Raw genomic sequence first — 19518 nt, 5'->3', positions numbered from 1 at the left:
ACTCTGTATACTGCAACGATGTTCAGTAGAACTTGCGCAGGTCCATGCCTTCATAAAGGCCGGCGACTTCTTCTTCATATCCATTGAACATCAGCGTCGGCACTTTCGGTGAAAAGAGCCCGCCGCCTATCACCCGTTCCGTCGCCTGAGACCACCGCGGGTGATCCACCTCAGGGTTCACGTTGGCGTAAAAACCATATTCGTTTGGCAGGATCTGCTGCCAGGTATTTACCGGCTCCTGATCTGTCAGGGTGATCCGCACAATCGACTTGATCGATTTGAACCCGTACTTCCACGGCACGACAAGACGCAGCGGTGCACCGTTCTGTTTTGGTATGTCTCGGCCATATATACCGGTGGCCATGATCGTCAGCGGGTGCATCGCTTCGTCCAGACGCAGCCCCTCTGTATAGGGCCAGTCAATCCAGCCGGATTTCTGCCCCTGCATTTCTTCCGGACGGTAGAGCGTTTCAAAGCGGACGTATTTCGCCCCCTCCTGCACACCGGCCATCGCCAGCATATCCGCCAGCTCAAACCCGTTCCAGGGCACCACCATCGACCAGGCCTCGACACACCGCAGACGGTAGATGCGCTCCTCAATGGTCATGGCCTTCATGATATCGTCAAAGGCATAATCACCCGGGGCATCGACCATACCGTCGATTTTCACACTCCAGGGATCAATGGTCAGCGCATCGGCATACCGCGCCGGATCGCCCTTGTCGGTGCCGAATTCGTAGAAGTTATTATACTGTGTGATGTCTTCCCACGAATTTGGCTCACGCATCTCCCGGGCTGCTGCCCCCTGCGGCAGTGCTGCAAGACCCGCACCCGCCATCGCACCACCCATCAGCTGACGGCGGCTGAGATAGAGGTGCTCGTCCGTGACGTCGTTATCCTTCAGCGTGTTCTTCCAGCGGAATGCCATTGCGGTCTCCTGTTGTGCTCGCGTGCTTATTATCTAGGCACAGAGCGGCAGCAGTCCAAATGTATTTCTCTCACGTTTGAGACAGCAGACTGTAACGTTGCCGGCGGTTCAGATGCCCAGCAGCTCCGGCAGTTCGCTCATCGCGGTGAATATCCGGTCGCAATGGGGCAACAGGTGTTCTGCCGGGGTGTCCGCCGCAAAGCCCATGACATACATGCCCGCCGCCTGCCCTGCGCGCGCGCCGCTGGCACTGTCTTCCACAACCACACAGCGCGCGGGCGGCACACCGGCGTCTGCCGATGCTTTCAGATAAACATCCGGTGCGGGTTTTGGCTTCGCCACATCTTCGCGCGAATAGATCCGACCCTGCAGCCGCGACCGCAGACCGGTGCGCCTCAGGCTGATTTCCATCTTGCGATGCGGCCCGTTGGAGCCCACGGCATACAACACACCGGCAGCGTCCAGCCGGTCGAGAACCATACTGACACCGGGGATCAGTTCGACCTGCTCGCCCAGCACCGTGAAAATTTCCTGATAAGTATCATTCAGCCAGCTGTCCGGCAGATCCGCCCCCATTTCGCGCGCCTTCTGCATGACACCTGCGAGCGTACCACCGAGAAACAGCCCGGTGACCTGATCGGGGCCAAGATCGAGCCCGTGGCGTGACAGGTTTTCAACCAGTACCGCACCGGACAGCGGTTCGCTGTCCACCAGCACGCCGTCGCAATCAAAAAGTACCATGTCGGGTGGAAAGTTCATGACCTCTGCCTGTCGTTCTGCCGCTGCTGCATCCGTCTGATGGAAGGGCGCGGTTGATATGATCCCGGCATTCTGAGCGGGCTTTAGTGCGTTTGAATCAGAGGAATGCCTGACATTTTTGTGAATGGAAACCCGGCTTCGCCGCTGCTTAGGACGCAGCACCTCCGCGTCAAGCTGCCCGGCGCAGATCCCCGGGTGATCCGGATGCGTGTCCGGTGCGTCTCTTTCACGATGCCAATCACGGCAGACCAACTGTAAACCGTTAAGGGAGAACATTATGTTCCGCAGAACAATGATTGCACTGACCGCAGCAACCGCGCTGGCAGGTACAACCGCATTTGCCGATGGCCATTCAAAGGACATCGTAGACACCGCCGCAGGCGCCGGCACATTCGAGACACTTGTGGCAGCCGTCACAGCAGCCGGTCTCGTTGACACGCTGAAGGGCGAAGGCCCGTTCACCGTCTTCGCACCGACCGATGAGGCCTTTGCGGCCCTGCCCGAAGGTACCGTTGAGACACTGCTCAAGCCGGAAAACAAAGACCAGCTCGTGTCGATCCTCACTTATCACGTCGTTCCGGGCAAAGTGATGTCCACAGACCTCAGCGACGACATGACAGCAACGACCGTACAGGGCGGTGACATCACCATCGATCTCGACAGCGGCGTGATGGTCAACGAAGCGACCGTGACAACAGCCGATATCGAAACCTCGAACGGTGTGATCCACGTCATCGACGCCGTGATCCTGCCGCCGCAGGGCTGATATCCCGGACATGTAAAAAGGCCCGGCGGATCACTCCGCCGGGCCTTCGTTTTGTTCAGGGATCAGTGAACGACAGCGTCATCCGGTCTGGGCCTGTTCGTGGCGGACACGCGGTCCCGTATGATCAGACCATCCTTACCGGCCGTCACAGGGATCGTATCACCGTCTTTGACATCACCTGCCAGCAGAAGCTCTGCCAGCGGATCCTGCAATGCGCGCTGGATCACCCGTTTGAGCGGCCGGGCGCCATAGACCGGGTCATAGCCTTCATCGGCCAGCCACTTGCGGGCACCGTCATCAAGCTCCAGCGTGATCTTGCGACCCGCCAGCCGTTTGAGCAGCCGTGCCATCTGGATATCAACGATACCGTCCATGTCATCCCGGCTGAGCCGGTCAAAGATGATGGTCTCGTCCAGACGGTTAAGGAACTCGGGCCGGAAATGCGCATTGACCGCATCCATCACGTCCCGGTGCGCCTCTGAGGCATCCGCCCCTTCCGGCAGATGGCTCAGCGCCTGAGAACCGAGGTTCGATGTCAGCACGATCAGTGTCTGCTTGAAATCGACCGTGCGCCCCTGACCATCGGTCAGCATGCCATCATCAAGCACCTGCAACAGCACGTTGAACACATCCGGATGCGCCTTTTCGACCTCGTCAAACAGCACGACCTGATACGGACGCCGCCGTACCGCTTCGGTCAGCACGCCGCCCTCGTCATACCCGACATAGCCGGGAGGCGCCCCGATCAGACGGGAGACCGCATGCTTCTCCATGAACTCCGACATATCAATGCGCACCATGGCGCTGTCATCGTCAAAGAGGAACTCGGCCACCGCCTTGGTCAGCTCGGTCTTACCCACACCGGTCGGCCCGAGGAAAAGAAACGATCCGAGGGGGCGGTTTTCATCGTTCAGACCCGCACGGGCCCGGCGCACGGCGTTCGCCACGGCCTTTACCGCCTTGTTCTGACCGATCACCCGGTTGTGCAGCTGGTCTTCCATGCGCAGCAGCTTGTCGCGTTCGCCTTCGAGCATCTTGCCGGCAGGGATCCCCGTCCAGCGCTCGACAACGCTCGCAATCTGCTCGGGCCGCACGGATTCCGCGACCATCACATCGCTGTCCTCGCGTCCTTCGGCATCGCCCAGCTGCTTTTCAAGCTGCGGGATCACGCCATAGCTGAGCTCACCAGCTTTTGCGAGATTGCCCTCGCGCTTGGCAATATCAAGCTCGGCGCGGGCATGGTCGAGCCGGGCTTTGATGTCACGCGCACCGGCCAGCTTGTCCCGCTCCGCCTGCCAGCGGGCCGTCATCTCAGCACTTTCCTGCTGCAGTTCGGAAAGCTCTTTTTCAAGCGTTTCCAGACGATCCTTTGAGGCGGCGTCCTCTTCTTTCTTCAGCGCTTCTGCTTCGATCTGCAGCTGCATGATCTGTCGGTCCAGCGCATCAAGCTCTTCGGGCTTGCTGTCCACAGCCATGCGCAGACGCGACGCTGCCTCGTCCATCAGGTCGATGGCTTTGTCAGGCAGGAAACGGTCCGTGATATAGCGATGGCTCAGCGTCGCCGCCGACACCAGTGCCGAATCCGAGATGCGCACTCCGTGGTGCAGCTCGTATTTCTCCTTGATGCCGCGCAGAATGCTGATGGTGTCCTCAACCGTAGGCTCAAGGATCATCACCGGCTGGAACCGCCGTGCAAGTGCCGCGTCTTTCTCCACGTATTTGCGGTACTCATCGAGCGTCGTCGCACCGACACAGTGCAGCTCCCCGCGCGCCAGCGCCGGTTTGATCAGGTTGGCCGCATCCATAGCACCATCTGCTTTACCGGCACCGACGAGCGTGTGCATCTCGTCGATGAACAGGATGATCTCACCCGCAGCCTCCGTGACCTCGGTCAGAACGGCTTTGAGCCTTTCCTCAAACTCACCCCGGTATTTCGCACCCGCGATCAGCGCGCCCATATCCAGCGCCAGCAGCTTCTTGTTGCGCAGGCTCTCGGGCACGTCACGGTTCACGATGCGCAGGGCAAGGCCCTCGGCAATCGCGGTTTTACCCACGCCGGGTTCACCGATCAGAACCGGGTTGTTCTTGGTCCGGCGGCTGAGCACCTGCATCGCGCGGCGGATCTCTTCGTCGCGCCCGATGATCGGGTCAATCTTACCCTCCTCGGCGCGGGCCGTCAGATCGGTCGCGTATTTCTTCAGCGCGTCATAGCCGTCTTCCGCCGTGGCGCTGTCGGCTGTCCGCCCTTTGCGCACATCATTGATCGCGGCATTGAGCCCCTGCGCCGTGACACCACCGCTGTCCAACGCTGTCTTTGCGCCGGATTTCACCATGCAGAGCGCCATCAGAATGCGCTCGACAGGGACAAAGCTGTCTCCGGCCTTCTTGGCCAGCGCTTCGGCCTCGGCCAGCACCTTCTGGGTTGTGTTATCGAGATACACCTGGGCTGCATCACCGGTCACCTTGGGCATCTTGCCCAGGGCAAGGCCCAGTGCCTGTGTGACCTGTTCAGGCTTACCACCCGAAGCAGAGATCAGATTGGTCGCAAGACCCTGATCGTCATCCAGCAAAGCTTTGAGTATGTGTTCGGGCGCGAGCCGCTGGTGGCTTTCGCGCGTTGCAATCGTCTGGGCCGCCTGAATAAAACCGCGCGACCGCTCGGTGAACCGTGTCAGATCCATCGTCTTCTCCTTTATAAAGCGCCTCTGCTGTGCGGTACCCGGCTTGGCGGCATACACGCGTCTGAGGCCTTGAACAGTATCTGGGCAATGCCCCCGCCCGCTTCAAGGGCCCGGGGTCTCATCTCCCGCCCTTATAGTGACAACGGCACCAGGGACCGCCTTGATCCCGATCAACAGGCAGGCGGGAAATTACGCCGGTCTTTCCCCGTTACCGGCGACGCGCCACACCTTAGATTATGACCGTATGGGGCGCGAAGTAATGTCGCGAAACGAAACATTACATCGTCACAGTAATGAGTGGGCGTGGTTATGCCCGACAGACAACCGGTTACATGCCGGGTCGCGGGTCGGCACGCGGGTTCCCTCCCCCGGATCGCAGTGCCTGTCCGGGCAGCCGGCCGGTCATCACAGTCTTCACCGGGATGCGCACCTGCCCTGCGCATCCCGGTTTTTTGTGCGCGCGCTCACCTTCAGCACATAGACAAAAACGCCCCGCGCGCCTAAGCACAGGCCGGAAATCAGGAGAAATTGATATGTCAGATGACCGGCTGATCGTTGCACTGGACGTGCCCGACGCGATTTCAGGCCTTGCTGTGGCGGAAAAGCTCGGGGATGCGGTAGGCTTTTACAAGATCGGTCTGGGAATGCTGACCGGCGGCGGTCTGGCGCTGGCCAATGAACTCAGATCAGAGCACGGCAAGCGCATTTTTCTCGATATGAAGCTTTTTGACATCGGGGCCACGGTCGAGGCCGCGGTCCGCGGTCTGGCGCAGTTCGATCTGGATTTTCTGACAGTGCACGGCGATCCGAATGTGGTGCGGGCGGCCATGGAGGGCGCTGCGGGCTCGTCGATGAAGATCCTCGCAGTGACCGTGCTGACGTCGCTTGATCGTGCTGACCTCGACGCTGCGCTGATCCGCGACGGCGAGATCCCCGATCTCGTCCGGATCCGCGCCACAAGAGCGTTTGAAGCAGGGGCCGATGGCGTCATCGCCTCCCCGCAGGAAGCCGCGCTGATCCGGGCCCTGCCCGAAGCCAACGGCCGGCTGATCGTGACACCCGGCGTGCGTCCGGCAGGTGCGGCGCGCGGCGATCAGAAGCGAGTCGCCACCCCTGCGCAGGCCATTTCCGACGGCGCAGACCATATTGTTGTCGGACGTCCGGTCTGGACAGCCTCAGATCCGCGCAGCGCCGCAGAGGCGATTCTCGCGGAAATCCAGAACGGTTAGACCATGCTCCAAACGGCTGATTTTCCGGCGATAATCTGAGTTGTACACAGGGCCTTGCTGATGCCCGAATCGCCCCATGAGCGGCGCAACAAACTGTGGCTCTTCGACAACAGACAACAGTATGTAGTCAGACAGAGGGAAAAGTTCCTCGGTGGATACACTTCCAGGTGGTAAGTTGACCCTAGGTGATACTCCCCGACGAACCCCGTCTTCCTGAGGTTCGTTACCTCCCCCCGCTTTCGGCAGCGGGGGGTTTTTCTGTCAGCCACCCGGATCCTCCAGAAAGAGCCGCAGACGGTCGCGAAAATGCGGCACGACGCGTTGATGCCCGAGAAACGCCCGAACCGGCATCAGTTCCCATCGCTGGCCTTCATCGCCCAACCGCGCCCCGGTGAGATCTCCGGGCCGCAGATGCGCGCAGAAAAACCAGTTTCGCCGCCCGTCGGTAAGAAAACTTCTGCCCCAGACGATCCGGTCCGGGCGCACCTCAATGTTCAGTTCCTCAAAGGTCTCGCGCCGCGCGCAGTCAACGGGTGTTTCGCAGCCTTCCCGCCCGCCGCCGGGCAGATCCCAGTAGCCGGGCCAGGGAATGTCCGGCCGTGCATCGCGCAGGATCACCGGCAGCGCCATTTCTGTCAGCAACGCGATCTTGGCCCCGTGAAACGGCATGTTCATTTCCGGCAGGACGGCATACAATCGGGTCATCCTGCCCTTATAGCCATTGATGACGCAGATGCCCGCCCTTTGCCGCGATTGCCTGACAGAATTTGACGCCGGACGCCGATGCCCGACCTGCGCCAGCCCGCGGGTCGTGGCGCATGACGAACTTTTCAGCCTGTCAATCGCACATATGGACTGCGATGCTTTCTACGCCTCGGTGGAAAAGCGGGATGATCCGACGCTCGAAGGCAAACCGGTGATCATCGGCGGGGGGCGGCGCGGTGTTGTTTCGACTGCCTGCTATGTTGCGCGCATCCGCGGCGTGCGTTCGGCAATGCCGATGTTTCAGGCGCTGAAACTCTGCCCCGATGCCGTGATCATCAAACCGCGCATGGAGGCCTATGTTGAGGCCTCACGCGCGATACGCGCGATGATGGAAGAGATGACCCCCGATATCGAGCCGCTGTCACTCGACGAGGCGTTTCTGGACCTTACCGGCACGCGCCGGCTGCACGCGGCGCCGCCTGCGGTCATGCTGGCAAGGCTGATCCGCCGGATGCGAACCGAACTGGGCCTGACAGGCTCCGTCGGCCTCAGCCACAACAAGTTTCTCGCCAAAGTCGCCTCTGATCTCAACAAACCGCACGGGTTTTCGGTTATCGGCAAGGCGGAAACGGATGATTTCCTGCGCGACAGGCCGGTGCGGATGATCTGGGGCGTGGGGGCTGCGGCCCAGGCCTCGCTGGACAAGGCAGGGATCCGCACGTTTTCCGACCTGCTGCGCTGGGAGCGCACCGATCTGGTCGCGCGTTTCGGCTCAATGGGAGACAGGCTCTGGCATCTCGCGCGCGGCGAAGACCGGCGCAGGGTCTCGGCCCACGCGCCGATGAAATCGATCTCTAACGAGACCACCTTCGGAGAGGACACAGCAGACCCGGATCTGCTTGACGGGCACCTGTGGCGCATGGCCGAAAAAGTATCCGACCGCGCCAAAGCCAAAGATCTCGCGGGCCGGGTCGTCACGCTCAAACTCAAACGGTCGGATCATTCGCTGATTTCACGCCGCATCAGCCTGCGCGACGCGACCCAGATGGCAGATACCGTTTACCGCACCGCGCGCGGCCTCTTTGACCAGGTCGGCGAAAAAGGCCCTTACCGGCTGCTCGGATGCGGGCTTTCCGATCTGATCAGCGCCGAGGGAGCGGACCGGTCAGGCGACCTGCTGGATCCGCAGGCGCGCCGCCGCTCAGAAGCGGAACGCGCCACCGATGCCATCCGCGCGCGGTTTGGCCCTGATGCGATCCTCAAGGGCCGGGCCCTGCGCTGATCCCATGTTTGGGCTTATTCCGCGGCCAGCGGCATGCGCTGCTGGCCAATCCCGGCGATATCCGCGATCACAGCGCGCAGCGCGTGTCGCACTTCGGCGTAGTTTTCGTTGGGCCGTATGGTTTTCTCGTTCATGTAAAGCGCGCGGTCGATCTCAACCTGAACCGCATGCTGCGCGCGTGACGGTCGCCCGTAGGCCTGTGCAATATAGGCACCGGCAAAGGGCGCATTGCGCGCGACCCGAAAACCCGCCGTTACAAAAGCGGCTTCGACCCGGTCCATCACATCACCGGATGCCGCCGCCCCGAAACGATCCCCCAGCACGACATCCGGCCGGGGCGCACCGCTGCGCACGATGCCGGCGACCGCCTCATGCGGCATCGAATGGCAGTCGATCAGGACCGCCTGCCCGTGCCGGCGCTGTGCCTGATCGAGCAGCTCCTGCAAAGACCGGTGATAGGGATGCCACCAGGTCTCCAGCCGTTCACGCGCTTCAGCCAGTGAAATCTTGCCGCTGTAGATCGCACGTCCGTTTGCCACCACGCGGGGAATCACTCCCAGACCGGAGGCCACGCGCGGATTATGGCCCTGCCTTCGCACGCCACTGATGAGCGCGGGGTCCAGTTCCTCGGGGCTGCGGTTCAGGTCGACAAAGGCACGCGGCGCGGCGGCATGCAGGAAGGGCGCACCGAATTGTACAGCACAATCAAAGAGCTGATCGACATAGGCATCCTCGGATGACCGGATCATATGGTCATCCAGCACGCTCCGCCGCATCATCACCGGCGGATAATCACGGCCACTGTGAGGAGAGGCAAAAACCACGCAGGAGCGTGGTTCGGCAGGCAGATTTACATAAAACGGGGTCTTGGGCATTCGTTATCCTCTTGGTCGGAGCATAGCCTGGAACATATCAAAGCCAAAAGCCCTTGATCCCTTTGACGACTCCTTTTATAGACGCGGCTCAGGCGCGGTTTTTCGCGCCCCGTTTTTGTTTGGGGCACTGAAATTACGCTGACATAGTGGGTGATTAGCTCAGCGGTAGAGCACTTCGTTGACATCGAAGGGGTCACTGGTTCGATCCCAGTATCGCCCACCACCTGTTTCACCGGTCCGGATCCTCCGGACTGCCCGCAACCCGGCGCTGGCCCGCGCCACAACATGAGGAGACGACCATGAAGGTTCGTAATTCGCTCCGCTCGCTCAAGAACCGGCACCGCGACTGCCGTGTTGTGCGCCGCAAAGGCCGCGTTTATGTGATCAACAAAACGCAGCGCCGGTTCAAAGCCCGCCAGGGCTGAGACCTGATGCGTGATGAATAAAAAGCCGCTCCTTCGGGGGCGGTTTTTTTATGTCCACTGCCCGCCCCGCGGCGTTTCAGGGCGACAGGATCGTCCAGGTCAGCCCGGAAAGATTCGCCAGACCAACGCTGTATCCGTCAGCGGTGATACCTGCCGGCACCGCCTTTCCGGTCAGATCGCGCAGGGTCATACCGGCAGGGGCTGTGATGTGCAGCACTCCGCTCAGCGGCTCGACCCGGAACGCAGGTTTTCCGTCGCCCACAGGCCTGATCCCGGCGATAGCGGTAATCAGCAGTCTGCCGGAGCGTTCTGTCGGTACGCCGTCAAGGCTTTGCACCGCAATCACGCCGGCGCTCTGATCGAGGCGCGCTGATACAGAACCCAGGTCCGCATCCAGCCCACCGATGGCCCCCGCGATCACCTTGCTCTGCCCTGTCTCAATCCGGAAGTGGCCCGCCACAAAGTCGCGTGAGAATTCGCCCGTATCAGCAGTAACCTTCGTGGCGCCGGGCTCAAGAAATGACCGGTCGGGATCGTCAATGGTGATGGCATCGGACGGGGCCTCGCGCGGTGTGAGCCAGGGCAGTTCTGCAACAGCGGGTATTTCGGTCACCAGGCGGCTCTGTTCGTAAATCGTGCGGATTGCGGCGGACGTCTCCGGAGAAATCTTCCGACCAAAGAGCATCTCAGGCGAGAGGCGCAGAGCATAGGTTTTCTCCGCCAGGCGCACATGTCCCTGCCGGAAGAGCAGTGCGGCAACAGGCAGCGTGGCAATTACCGCCGGATCGCTCGCGACGGACCAGTTGTCCGGCTGCAGCGATTTGCCCAGAGGTTGCTGTGAATAACCGTAGATCATAGGTGCATCCCAGCCCTGATGCGCGGCCGTGGCCGCCATGCGCAACGGCAGCACCGCCCGGTCCCTGCGCGGAAATTTACCTGCGTTCCATTCAGACACGCTGAGCGGCAGGCCCGGCACCTGAACAGCCGCAATCCGGCTCAGCATATCCTCCTGCTCCAGCGGGCTGCGCGTCAGATGATCCCTGTCGGCATAAGAGTGCACATCAATGAGGGACCCTGTGCTCAGCGACGGCAACCCGGAAAGCGGCATGTCGCCCCAGAAGTTCGTCGGGACCACCATGCCGTCATAGCCCGCATCACGGAGATCATCCGTCATAAGCCCGAAAAACCTGTGTTCGAGATCGGCCAGAAAAATCTTCGACGGCCCGTGCTCCCATGACCGCCAGATGCTGCCTTTATCAAGCCCGTGATCCTGCGCGAAGGCGCGCGCGCGTGCCATGTAGATGCCGGAATGAAACGGCACGCCTTTGTCGCCCAGCAACCGGTTGCCGAAATGATGGCTGAGATCGTTTTCATTGGTGATCAGAACCGCGATCACCGCGGGATCATCCCGGTAGCTGATGCCGGTCACGTGGTTCACGTGATCCAGATAGGTCTTCTGAAAGTCCAGCATGCGCTGCTGCGCTGTCTCAGACACGAAGTTATATCCCTTGATGTCCGCGCGGCCCTCGTCGTCCGCAATCTCGTCAAACCCGTCGAGCCCGTCGCCCTTCACAAAACGCCGGCCCACATGCAGATCAAGCCAGATGTAGATGCCCTCGGCCCTGAGCGCCGCGATCCAGAGGTCGATTTTCTTCAGCGCGGCACGGTCCAGAGTTCTTGTCTGCGTATCAGGATCCGTGAAAACATTGGGCCTGACCCAGCCGGAATCGTGATGATGTATCCGCACGAGGTTAAAGCCCAGCGAGGCCAGTCGCTTTGCCTGTGCACGGATGTCCCGGGGCCCGGTATGAAAGAGCGCATAGGCCTGCAGATTGGTGCCCCAGAAGCGCGCAGGCGTGCCGTCTGCAAAGACCAGCCCGTCGCCCTGCGCACGCACTCTGCCCTGCATGCCGGCAGGTCCGTCATTAAGAAAGCTGAGATCAGGAATGACAGAATAGGGCTTGTGTACAATGCGCACCCAGGGCGGGTCATCCGCCTGTGCCATAAGAAGGCCTGCGGGCATCACAATGAGCAGCGTAAGGCAGGCGCGCAGAAGCCACATGAGCGGGCGCGACCAGGTGCGGCACAGTCCGGCGGGGCTCTCAGGCATCAGCACGGAGAGGGCCTTGTGGCGGGCAGAGGTGCCACAAGAACCTCGAATTCGGCGCCGGCGCGCCTGTCATCGTCCGGCGCGCGCCATGTAAAGGGCTGGCCCGCCTGCGCCGCCCGGCGCCGTTCGTCCCATAAAAAACGTCCCTCGCGCGGGGATACAAAGACTTCTGACGCAGGGCGCCGCATGAGGTCTCCTGCTCCGAGGATCCGCGTACGGCACTCCGCTTTCGGCGTGACGGTGATCCGCGCTGTCTCGCCCTCCGCCATGTCCGTAATGTCGACAATGTGCCCCGCGCGGGTGCTGCGGTCTCTGATCTGAAATGTCAGGGGGTTTTCAAGCGTAAAACGCCGCGTTTGGGCGGCCGGACCAAAAAGCAGGTCTTCACCCCGCCACTTCCGGCCGGTGGCAAAGGCGACAGTAAAAGTACCCGGCGGCACCAGTACCCGAAAAAACTCTCCGCCCCGGATAAAGGCTGCAAGCGCGGCCTCACCGGTCTCAGTATCGCGCAGAGTCATGTAATAATCCGCCCCCGGAGCAGACTGCACCTGCAGGGGAAAGACAGCCGGCAGACCGGTACGGTTCCACATCAGTCCGGCAGGGCGTTCCACCCCGTCATCTGCCTGTGCGATCATCGCAATAGCGCAGATCACGGCACAGATGACCGCACGCAGGATCACCTGCGCGGCCCTTCGATTGCCGGTCACGATGATCATCCACGCCCTTTCCGGTTCGCATTATCCGCCAGGGATAATAGGTGCCCTGCCGGCGCAGGGCAAATCAACTTCCGGCGCGAGCGGGCGGCACACCGCTGTCGGGGGCTTGTTTCATCGGCCCCGACCATTAGCTTTGCACAGACATTCATAAAAGAGAGATCATCATGGCCGAATATACCCCCCCGAAAGTCTGGACATGGGATCAGGAAAGCGGCGGAAAATTCGCCAGCATTAACCGCCCGGTCGCCGGCCCGACGCATGACAAAGAACTGCCGGTTGGCAAACACCCCCTGCAGCTTTACTCGCTGGCCACACCCAACGGGGTAAAGGTCACTGTGCTGCTGGAAGAGCTGCTGGCGCTCGGGATCAGTGATGCTGAATATGATGCCTGGCTCATCCGCATCGGCGAGGGCGATCAGTTCGGCAGCGGATTTGTCGGGATTAATCCGAACTCAAAAATCCCTGCCCTGTCAGACCACAGCTTCAACCCGCCGCAGCGGATATTCGAATCCGGTGCGATCCTGCTGCACCTTGCGGAACGCTTTGACCGGTTCATCCCGTCCGATCCTGCCGGACGGGCGGAAATGCTGTCGTGGCTCTTCTGGCAGATGGGCTCCGCGCCTTACCTGGGCGGTGGCTTCGGCCATTTTTACGCCTATGCCCCGGAGAAGTTCGAGTATCCGATCAACCGGTTCGCGATGGAAACCAAACGCCAGCTTGATGTGCTTGAGCGCCAGCTGGCGACACATGAATTCATCGCCGGCGCAGATTACACCATTGCCGATATCGCGATCTGGTCCTGGTACGGTCAGCTGGTGCTGGGACGGCTCTATGAAGCGGCCGAATTCCTTGATGTCACCAGCTACGAAAATGTTATGCGATGGGCAAAAACGATTGATGCGCGCCCTGCCGTACAACGGGGCCGGATGGTCAACCGCACCTTTGGTGAGCCGGAACTGCAATTGCATGAGCGCCACGACGCCGGTGATTTCGACACGAAAACCCAGGATAAAATCGCTCCGGAAAGCTGAATAGATTACGCCCCGGGCCTGCGCGGATGGCAGGTCCGGGGGCTCACACCCTTTCCATAGTTTTTTTGTCAGGAATTACTTGCGACTCTGTCGCGGATATGTTTCTGATCGTTTTAGTCGGGAATTCCCGAGCCATGAGACATAAAACCGGACGGACACTGATATGAAACGCTTCAGCCTGAGTGTGGCAACGCTCGCCCTTACAGCAACAACCCTGCCAGCGCTCGCCGAAGGTGAGCTGAACCTTTACTCGTCACGCCACTATGACACCGACGAGCGCCTGTATTCTGATTTCACGGACGCCACAGGCATCACGATCAACCGTATCGAGGGCAAAGCCGATGAACTGCTGACCCGGATGCAGGCCGAGGGCATCAACAGCCCTGCCGACCTTCTGCTGACGGTAGATACATCGCGGCTGGCACGCGCGAAGAACATGGGGCTTTTGCAAAGCGTCGAAAGTGGTCTTCTGGAAAACCGCATCCCCGCTTACCTGCAGGATGAAGACAACCAGTGGTTTGGCTTTTCTCAGCGCGCGCGCATCATCTTTTACGACAAGGAAGACGTGACAGACCCTCCGCATGATTACGTCGATCTGGCGGACCCGGCCTACAAAGGCCTGCTCTGCATCCGCTCATCCTCAAACGAGTATAACCAGACCCTGCTTGCCTCGATCATCACCCATGCCGGGCAGGAAGCCGCAACCGAATGGGCGCGCGGCGTCGTCGCCAATATGGCACGCAGTCCTCAGGGGGGCGACACCGATCAGCTGCGCGGGCTGGTTTCGGGAGAATGCGATATTTCCGTCTCTAACACGTATTATTTCGCCCGTTCGATCCGCACGGATGTCTCAGGCGTCAGCGCCGACATAGACGGTATCGGCTGGGTTTTCCCGGATCAGGGCAGCAATGGCGCGCATATGAATATCTCCGGTGGCGGACTGGCCGCCCATGCGCCCAACCGCGAAAACGCTGTGAAATTCCTCGAATATCTTGCCTCCGATCAGGCACAGCAGTATTTCTCCGCGGGCAATGACGAATACCCGGCGGTGCCCGGGGTGGCTCTTTCTCCTTCGGTTGCGGCCCTCGGGTTCTTTCAGACCGATGCCATCAGCCTGTCGGATGTGGCCGCAAACGTGCCGCTGGCGCAGAAGATCTTCAACGAGGTTGGCTGGGAGTAAATCCCGCCGCAGCGCCCCGCGCGGCACCGGCCGTATTCAGCCGCAGAAAACAGCCCGTATCGACTCACCGTCGGTACGGGCTATTTTATGACCAGTCCATCTACAGGAGAAACCGAGATGACCAATGGCCCCCGCAAAACCGCCCGTGATTTTGATCCGCGTATTCTGGAGATTTTTGACGGCTATGTGCATGGCACGATGTCCAAACGTGAATTTCTCAACCGCGCCGGAAAATATGCGGCCGCCGGCGTGACCGGCGCAATGATCCTGGAACAGCTGCAACCCAACTATGCACTTGCCCAGCAGGTTGATCCGGATGATCCGGATATCGAAACAGCAGTGATCGAGTACGAAAGCCCTGAGGGGCACGGCACGATTAAGGCCCTGATGGCGAAACCCGCGGGGGCAACCGGCCCTCTGCCGGCAGTGCTTGTGGTGCACGAAAACCGTGGTCTTAACCCCTATATCGAGGACGTTGTGCGGCGCACGGCAAAGGCAGGATATCTGGCACTCGGGCCGGACGGGCTGTCGCCGCTTGGCGGCTATCCCGGCACCGATGAGGAAGGCCGTGAGATGCAGCGCTCTCTGGACGGCGCAAAGCTCATGGCCGATTTCTTTGCAGCCTTTGAGTTTCTGCGCGATCACAAGGACAGCACGGGCAAAGTCGGCGCAGTTGGTTTCTGTTATGGTGGCGGCGTCTGCAACGCTTTGGCCGTGGCCTATCCGGATCTTGCGGCGTCGGTGCCATTCTATGGCCGCCAGCCCGCTGCAGAGGATGTGGCAGGTATCGAAGCGCCGCTGATGATCCAGTACGCGGGTCTCGATGAGCGGATCAACGCAGGCTGGCCCGCTTATTCAGAAGCGCTCGCCACCAGTCAGAAGGAATTCACCGTGCACTTCTATCCCGATGTTCAGCACGGGTTTCATAACGACACAACACCGCGCTATGACGAGGCCGCGGCGACCCTTGCCTGGGATCGCACGCTCGCGCATTTCGAAGACTATCTGACGTGAGAAAACCCGGCAGCGCGGGTTTATCCCCTGCGCTGCCGGCCGACCTGCCGGCAGATCAGGATCACCGGTAAAAGGCCGATCGCCACAATCACGAGGCTCGGCACAGCTGCCCCCTCGAGGCGTTCGTCGCTGGCGAGGCGATAGGCCTGCACCGCCAGCGTGTCATAGTTGAACGGGCGCATGATCAGCGTCGCTGGCAGCTCCTTCATCACATCGACAAAGACGATGAGCAGCGCCGTGAGCAGGCTGGGAGCCAGGATCGGCAGATGCACCCGGCGCAGCGTGCCCGCAGGCGTCTGCCCGAGAGAGCGGGCAGCAGCATCCATATTGGCCGGCACCATCGCCTGCCCGCCCTCATAAGCTCCGAGTGCCGCCGCCAGAAAGCGCACAAGGTAAGCGGCCACCAGCAACCAGATCGAGCCGGTGATCAGCAACCCTGTGGGGATATCAAACTGCGCGCGCATGAACCCGTCGAGCGCATTGTCGAAAGCGGCGAAAGGCACCAGCAACCCGACGGCAATCACGCCCCCCGGCACAGCATATCCCAGCCGCGCGACGTAGGCCGCGGTGTTGGAGGCGCGCCCCGGGCGCAGCCGCTGGAAAAATCCGACCGAGATGGCGGCCAGCACGGTCAGTACCGCCGCCACTGAGGCCAGCACCAGCGAATTCCGGATAAACCCGAGATAGCGCGGGCTAAGCAGGTTCTGTTCGGAGCTGAGCCCCATACTGACCAGCACGATGACCGGCAGCAAAGCCCCCAGCAGCACAGGGATCGCGCAGAGCACAAAGGCTGTCGCCGCCTGACGCCCCCGCAGCGGCATCGGCTCCATCGGTTGCTGGCGTCGTGACGGGTCGTGATACTGCGCACGGCCCCGCTGGATCCGTTCGAGCATGGCCAGCAGCAGAGCAAAGCTCAGCAGACAAAGCGCCAGTTGCGCGGCACCCGCCCGGTCAGCCAGTGAAAACCAGCTGGTGTAGATCCCGGTGGCAAAGGTCTGTACTCCGAAATACGCCACCGTGCCGAAATCCGCGATCGTCTCCATCACAGCCAGCAGAACGCCCCCGGCGATGGCCGGACGCGCCAGCGGCAGGCTGATGCGGAAAAACGCCGAGCGCGCGCTTGATCCCAGCGCCCTGGCCGCCAGAAATGTCGTGGCGCTTTGCTGCAGGAACGCCGCCCGCGCCAGCAGATAGACGTAGGGATAAAGTACCAGTACCAGCATAGCCGCCGCTCCGCCCGTACTGCGGATCTCCGGGAACCAGTAATCACGAGCGCCCCATCCGGTCACATCCCGCAGCAGGCTCTGCACTATACCGGGATGATCAAGCACATGGGTATAAGCATAGGCGAGCACGTAGGCGGGGAAGGCCAGCGGCACCACAAGGGCGATCTCGAAAAACCGCACGCCGGGGAAACGGGTCATGGTCACAAGCCAGGCCGCCCCCACACCGACAGCGAATGTGCCCGCAGAAACCAGCACGACAAGCAGCAGCGTCGTTACGGTGTAGCGCCCCAGTACGGTGCCCGCCAGGTGCGCTATCGTCTCTGTACCACCGCCCAGAGCCGCAACAGCGACCGCCAGCATCGGTAACGCACAGACCACGGCAATGCCCGTTGCAAGCCATGGAAAAACGCGCAGACCATCGCGCGCGCTTTTGCCGTGCGCGCGGGGTCTTTGTCCTGCGGGATGTGCTGAATCAGCCATACGCCGTTTTTGACTGTTTTTGTCAGAATTGCCACCCCAAAGGCCTGCACCGCGCCCGGGCAGGCGATCAGCCGGAACTGAGGCCCTTTGTGCCTGCGGGCGGTTCCCGGTCCTCGAAAAAAGCCAGGATATCGTCGAAAACCGCGGGCTCTGTGAGAAACAGAAGATGGCCCTGTCCGGCATACCCGGTGACTGCGGCACCACCGAGCCGTGCCGCCATCGCACGACTCTGATCAAGCGAAAACACCGGATCTTCCAGTCCGACAAAAAGCCTCATCTGCGCGGCGGGTGGCAGACGGCGGGCATCGGGCAGACGCCAGCGCCGCAGATCATCGGTATGGGCGCGCGGCAGATCGCCCTCGGGCATCACGATACGGTCGAGGCGCTCTTTGATCAGTGCGACCGCCTGCGGACTGGTGCGCCCGTGTCGTCCGAAGAGCAGCGTTTTGTAGTATTCCAGCCAGATCGCGCGGCGGCTCAGCGACCCCGCGCGCGTTGCCGCCCCCGCGATATCGAGCGCGCCGCGCAGTCCCGTCTGGATGCCACCGCCTGCCTCTACAGCACAGGACATGAGCGCCACGCGCAGATCGCCCCCCACCAGCGCCGCCGTTGTCAGCGCAATCGCGCCCCCGGTGGAATAGCCCAGAAGCCGCGTGGTTTTCCCCGAAAACTGGCGCAGAAAGGTGGCGACCTCCCCGGCGGCCTCTGCAATTTTCAGCGGCGGATGCAGCGGGCGCCCGTCAAGCCCGGGAAAGCGGTAGCGCACGAGCGCATACCCCTCGTCGCACCATTTGTCCGCGGCATCAAAAATCGAGACCTCAGCCAGCGCCCCCGGAAACAGCACCGCAATCTTCTTCGCCGCGCTAACCTCCTGAGGATCAAAGATGAGATTGCCCGACCCGGCCATTCAGTCGTAGGTGCGCTGGTCTTCGATCACCAGCCCGTCACGCGGCAGAGTGCCGGGTGTCACAACCTCGACCTTACCTTTCAGCTTCAGCACCGCAGCAACACTTTCCGCGAAAGCCTCCGCAGCTCCGTCCGTGGCTTCGATCTGCACGGTCATGGTGTCCTGTTCGCCTGTGCGCCCGGCAATGACCCGCGCGCGGTCGATCTCGGGATGTCGCGCCACAAGGGCTGCGACCTGTTCAGGGCGCACAAACATGCCTTTGATCTTGGTCGTCTGATCGGCGCGGCCCATCCAGCCTTTGATGCGAATATTGGTGCGTCCGCAGGGGCTCTGACCCGGCATCACGGCACTCAGATCACCGGTGGCAAACCGGATCAGCGGATAATCGGGGTTAAGCGTGGTGACCACAACCTCGCCGACCTCGCCCGGGGCCACGGGGTCACCGGTGCCCGGTGTGACGATCTCGACGATCACACTTTCATCGACGATCATCCCCTCCATCGCGTGGCTCTCATAGGCGATATTGCCCAGATCGGCAGTCGCATAGCACTGCAGGCAGAGAATGCCCCGGTCGGCATACTCCTGGCGCAGCGAGGGAAAGAGCGCGCCGCCGCCCACGGCCGCTTTTGTAATTTTCAGCGCAACACCAGACGCCTCAGCCTGATCCAGAATAACCTTGAGGTAATCGGGCGTCCCGGCATAGGCGGTGGTGCCGATATCTGATGCGGCCTGCACCTGCAGTTCGGTCTGGCCGGTGCCGGCGGGAATAACCCGTGCCCCCACCGCGCGCGCACCGCTCTCGAAGATCATCCCAGCAGGCGTCAGATGATAGCCAAAGCAGTTCTGCACCGTGTCATCCTCGCCGATGCCCACCGCGTGCAGAAAGCGGCCCATACGCCACCAGTCGTGACTCACCCCGCCCGGCTCATAGATCGGACCGGGCGACTGAAAAACATGAGCGACATTGCTGACCGGAATACCGCCAAAGGGCGGGCGCTCTTTTTGCCAGGTGGCCAGATCGGATTTGCGCACCACCGGCAGCTTTGTCAGATCGCTCAGATCTGTGATCCCGCCGGGGTCCGGCAGACAGCTTCCCTGCGCCGCCGCGACCTGCGCCACCTGTGCCTGCAGAGCTGCCAGCTGGTCTGCGGTGCGCGCGTCATTGCTGCGGGTCTCAAGATCGTCGAAGAAAGATGCCATTTCT

The 19518-nt window shown here is 61.3% G+C and carries 17 protein-coding genes and 1 tRNA gene; 8 read left to right on the top strand and 10 right to left on the bottom strand.

The annotated features are described in order from the left end of the window. Positions 1–22: 22 nt before the first annotated feature. Together msrP and G3256_RS01925 are read right to left on the bottom strand one after the other, a co-directional pair. Positions 23–928, bottom strand: coding sequence for a protein-methionine-sulfoxide reductase catalytic subunit MsrP (gene msrP, locus G3256_RS01930; RefSeq protein WP_169639238.1), 906 nt, complete (start codon positions 926–928; stop codon positions 23–25). Positions 929–1036: 108 nt separating this feature from the next. Further along, positions 1037–1687 (bottom strand): HAD family hydrolase, encoded by a 651-nt coding sequence (locus G3256_RS01925; protein ID WP_169639237.1) that lies wholly within the window; start codon positions 1685–1687, stop codon positions 1037–1039. Positions 1688–1964: 277 nt separating this feature from the next. Between G3256_RS01925 and G3256_RS01920 the strand changes: the two genes are divergently transcribed. Continuing rightward, positions 1965–2453 (top strand): fasciclin domain-containing protein, encoded by a 489-nt coding sequence (locus tag G3256_RS01920; RefSeq protein WP_169639236.1) that lies wholly within the window; start codon positions 1965–1967, stop codon positions 2451–2453. Positions 2454–2515: 62 nt separating this feature from the next. Here the strand turns inward: G3256_RS01920 and clpB are convergent, their stop codons facing one another. Next, positions 2516–5134 (bottom strand): ATP-dependent chaperone ClpB, encoded by a 2619-nt coding sequence (gene clpB, locus G3256_RS01915; protein ID WP_169639235.1) that lies wholly within the window; start codon positions 5132–5134, stop codon positions 2516–2518. A gap of 533 nt (positions 5135–5667) precedes the next feature. Between clpB and pyrF the strand changes: the two genes are divergently transcribed. Beyond that, the gene (gene pyrF / locus G3256_RS01910; RefSeq protein WP_169639234.1) at positions 5668–6363 is read left to right on the top strand and encodes an orotidine-5'-phosphate decarboxylase; all 696 of its coding nucleotides are present in this window, start codon (positions 5668–5670) and stop codon (positions 6361–6363) included. Positions 6364–6624: 261 nt separating this feature from the next. On the opposite strand, the gene G3256_RS01905 is transcribed toward pyrF, so the two are convergent. Next, positions 6625–7032 carry an NUDIX domain-containing protein gene (locus tag G3256_RS01905; protein ID WP_169639233.1) on the bottom strand — a complete coding sequence of 136 codons (408 nt, stop codon included), beginning with the start codon at positions 7030–7032 and terminating at the stop codon, positions 6625–6627. A gap of 64 nt (positions 7033–7096) precedes the next feature. Between G3256_RS01905 and G3256_RS01900 the strand changes: the two genes are divergently transcribed. Next, positions 7097–8350 carry a DNA polymerase IV gene (locus G3256_RS01900; RefSeq protein ID WP_169639232.1) on the top strand — a complete coding sequence of 418 codons (1254 nt, stop codon included), beginning with the start codon at positions 7097–7099 and terminating at the stop codon, positions 8348–8350. A 14-nt stretch (positions 8351–8364) separates the two neighbouring features. Here G3256_RS01900 and G3256_RS01895 read toward each other — a convergent pair whose 3' ends face one another. Continuing rightward, on the bottom strand, positions 8365–9225 hold the full coding sequence (locus G3256_RS01895) for an N-formylglutamate amidohydrolase (RefSeq protein WP_169639231.1): 861 nt from the start codon (positions 9223–9225) through the stop codon (positions 8365–8367). A gap of 148 nt (positions 9226–9373) precedes the next feature. Between G3256_RS01895 and G3256_RS01890 the strand changes: the two genes are divergently transcribed. Both G3256_RS01890 and ykgO read left to right on the top strand, forming a co-directional pair. Beyond that, positions 9374–9448, top strand: a tRNA-Val gene (locus G3256_RS01890). Positions 9449–9524: 76 nt separating this feature from the next. Continuing rightward, positions 9525–9650, top strand: coding sequence for a type B 50S ribosomal protein L36 (gene ykgO, locus G3256_RS01885; protein WP_005850168.1), 126 nt, complete (start codon positions 9525–9527; stop codon positions 9648–9650). A 76-nt stretch (positions 9651–9726) separates the two neighbouring features. Here ykgO and G3256_RS01880 read toward each other — a convergent pair whose 3' ends face one another. Beyond that, positions 9727–11766, bottom strand: coding sequence for a glycoside hydrolase 5 family protein (locus G3256_RS01880; RefSeq protein ID WP_169639230.1), 2040 nt, complete (start codon positions 11764–11766; stop codon positions 9727–9729). Continuing rightward, complete coding sequence (locus G3256_RS01875; protein ID WP_169639229.1) at positions 11760–12476, bottom strand: hypothetical protein; 717 nt, start codon at positions 12474–12476, stop codon at positions 11760–11762. The genes G3256_RS01880 and G3256_RS01875 overlap by 7 nt, the downstream gene beginning before the upstream one ends. A 164-nt stretch (positions 12477–12640) precedes the next feature. Between G3256_RS01875 and yghU the strand changes: the two genes are divergently transcribed. From yghU to yghX, 3 genes are all read left to right on the top strand, one after another. Further along, a complete protein-coding gene (gene yghU / locus G3256_RS01870; protein WP_169639228.1) occupies positions 12641–13507 on the top strand; it encodes a glutathione-dependent disulfide-bond oxidoreductase in 867 nt (288 codons plus the stop codon). A gap of 163 nt (positions 13508–13670) precedes the next feature. After that, positions 13671–14687, top strand: a complete 1017-nt coding sequence (locus G3256_RS01865) for an extracellular solute-binding protein (RefSeq protein ID WP_169639227.1) — start codon at positions 13671–13673, stop codon at positions 14685–14687. A 117-nt stretch (positions 14688–14804) separates the two neighbouring features. Next, positions 14805–15701, top strand: coding sequence for a YghX family hydrolase (yghX, locus tag G3256_RS01860; protein ID WP_169639226.1), 897 nt, complete (start codon positions 14805–14807; stop codon positions 15699–15701). Between the two features lie 20 nt (positions 15702–15721). Here the strand turns inward: yghX and G3256_RS01855 are convergent, their stop codons facing one another. The 3 genes from G3256_RS01855 to G3256_RS01845 form a co-directional block, all read right to left on the bottom strand. Beyond that, a complete protein-coding gene (locus tag G3256_RS01855) occupies positions 15722–17407 on the bottom strand; it encodes an ABC transporter permease (RefSeq protein WP_169639225.1) in 1686 nt (561 codons plus the stop codon). A 67-nt stretch (positions 17408–17474) separates the two neighbouring features. Then, a complete protein-coding gene (locus tag G3256_RS01850; RefSeq protein WP_246227720.1) occupies positions 17475–18251 on the bottom strand; it encodes an alpha/beta hydrolase in 777 nt (258 codons plus the stop codon). Between the two features lie 63 nt (positions 18252–18314). After that, a complete protein-coding gene (locus G3256_RS01845) occupies positions 18315–19514 on the bottom strand; it encodes a phenylacetate--CoA ligase family protein (RefSeq protein WP_169639223.1) in 1200 nt (399 codons plus the stop codon). Positions 19515–19518 lie beyond the last annotated feature (4 nt).

It is taken from the genome of Roseobacter ponti (assembly GCF_012932215.1).
GTDB classification, from domain to species: domain Bacteria; phylum Pseudomonadota; class Alphaproteobacteria; order Rhodobacterales; family Rhodobacteraceae; genus Roseobacter; species Roseobacter ponti.
The sequence above is the reverse complement of the archived record's forward strand: the minus strand, read 5'-3'. Positions and strand labels throughout refer to the sequence as shown.

What these genes read in the sequence shown, in the direction of transcription:
- msrP (WP_169639238.1), bottom strand. Translation starts at nt 928, where the DNA reads ATGGCATTCCGCTGGAAGAACACGCTGAAGGATAACGACGTCACGGAC.
- G3256_RS01925 (WP_169639237.1), bottom strand. Translation starts at nt 1,687, where the DNA reads ATGAACTTTCCACCCGACATGGTACTTTTTGATTGCGACGGCGTGCTG.
- G3256_RS01920 (WP_169639236.1), top strand. Translation starts at nt 1,965, where the DNA reads ATGTTCCGCAGAACAATGATTGCACTGACCGCAGCAACCGCGCTGGCA.
- clpB (WP_169639235.1), bottom strand. Translation starts at nt 5,134, where the DNA reads ATGGATCTGACACGGTTCACCGAGCGGTCGCGCGGTTTTATTCAGGCG.
- pyrF (WP_169639234.1), top strand. Translation starts at nt 5,668, where the DNA reads ATGTCAGATGACCGGCTGATCGTTGCACTGGACGTGCCCGACGCGATT.
- G3256_RS01905 (WP_169639233.1), bottom strand. Translation starts at nt 7,032, where the DNA reads ATGCCGTTTCACGGGGCCAAGATCGCGTTGCTGACAGAAATGGCGCTG.
- G3256_RS01900 (WP_169639232.1), top strand. Translation starts at nt 7,097, where the DNA reads ATGCCCGCCCTTTGCCGCGATTGCCTGACAGAATTTGACGCCGGACGC.
- G3256_RS01895 (WP_169639231.1), bottom strand. Translation starts at nt 9,225, where the DNA reads ATGCCCAAGACCCCGTTTTATGTAAATCTGCCTGCCGAACCACGCTCC.
- ykgO (WP_005850168.1), top strand. Translation starts at nt 9,525, where the DNA reads ATGAAGGTTCGTAATTCGCTCCGCTCGCTCAAGAACCGGCACCGCGAC.
- G3256_RS01875 (WP_169639229.1), bottom strand. Translation starts at nt 12,476, where the DNA reads ATGATCATCGTGACCGGCAATCGAAGGGCCGCGCAGGTGATCCTGCGT.
- yghU (WP_169639228.1), top strand. Translation starts at nt 12,641, where the DNA reads ATGGCCGAATATACCCCCCCGAAAGTCTGGACATGGGATCAGGAAAGC.
- G3256_RS01865 (WP_169639227.1), top strand. Translation starts at nt 13,671, where the DNA reads ATGAAACGCTTCAGCCTGAGTGTGGCAACGCTCGCCCTTACAGCAACA.
- yghX (WP_169639226.1), top strand. Translation starts at nt 14,805, where the DNA reads ATGACCAATGGCCCCCGCAAAACCGCCCGTGATTTTGATCCGCGTATT.
- G3256_RS01855 (WP_169639225.1), bottom strand. Translation starts at nt 17,407, where the DNA reads ATGGCTGATTCAGCACATCCCGCAGGACAAAGACCCCGCGCGCACGGC.
- G3256_RS01845 (WP_169639223.1), bottom strand. Translation starts at nt 19,514, where the DNA reads ATGGCATCTTTCTTCGACGATCTTGAGACCCGCAGCAATGACGCGCGC.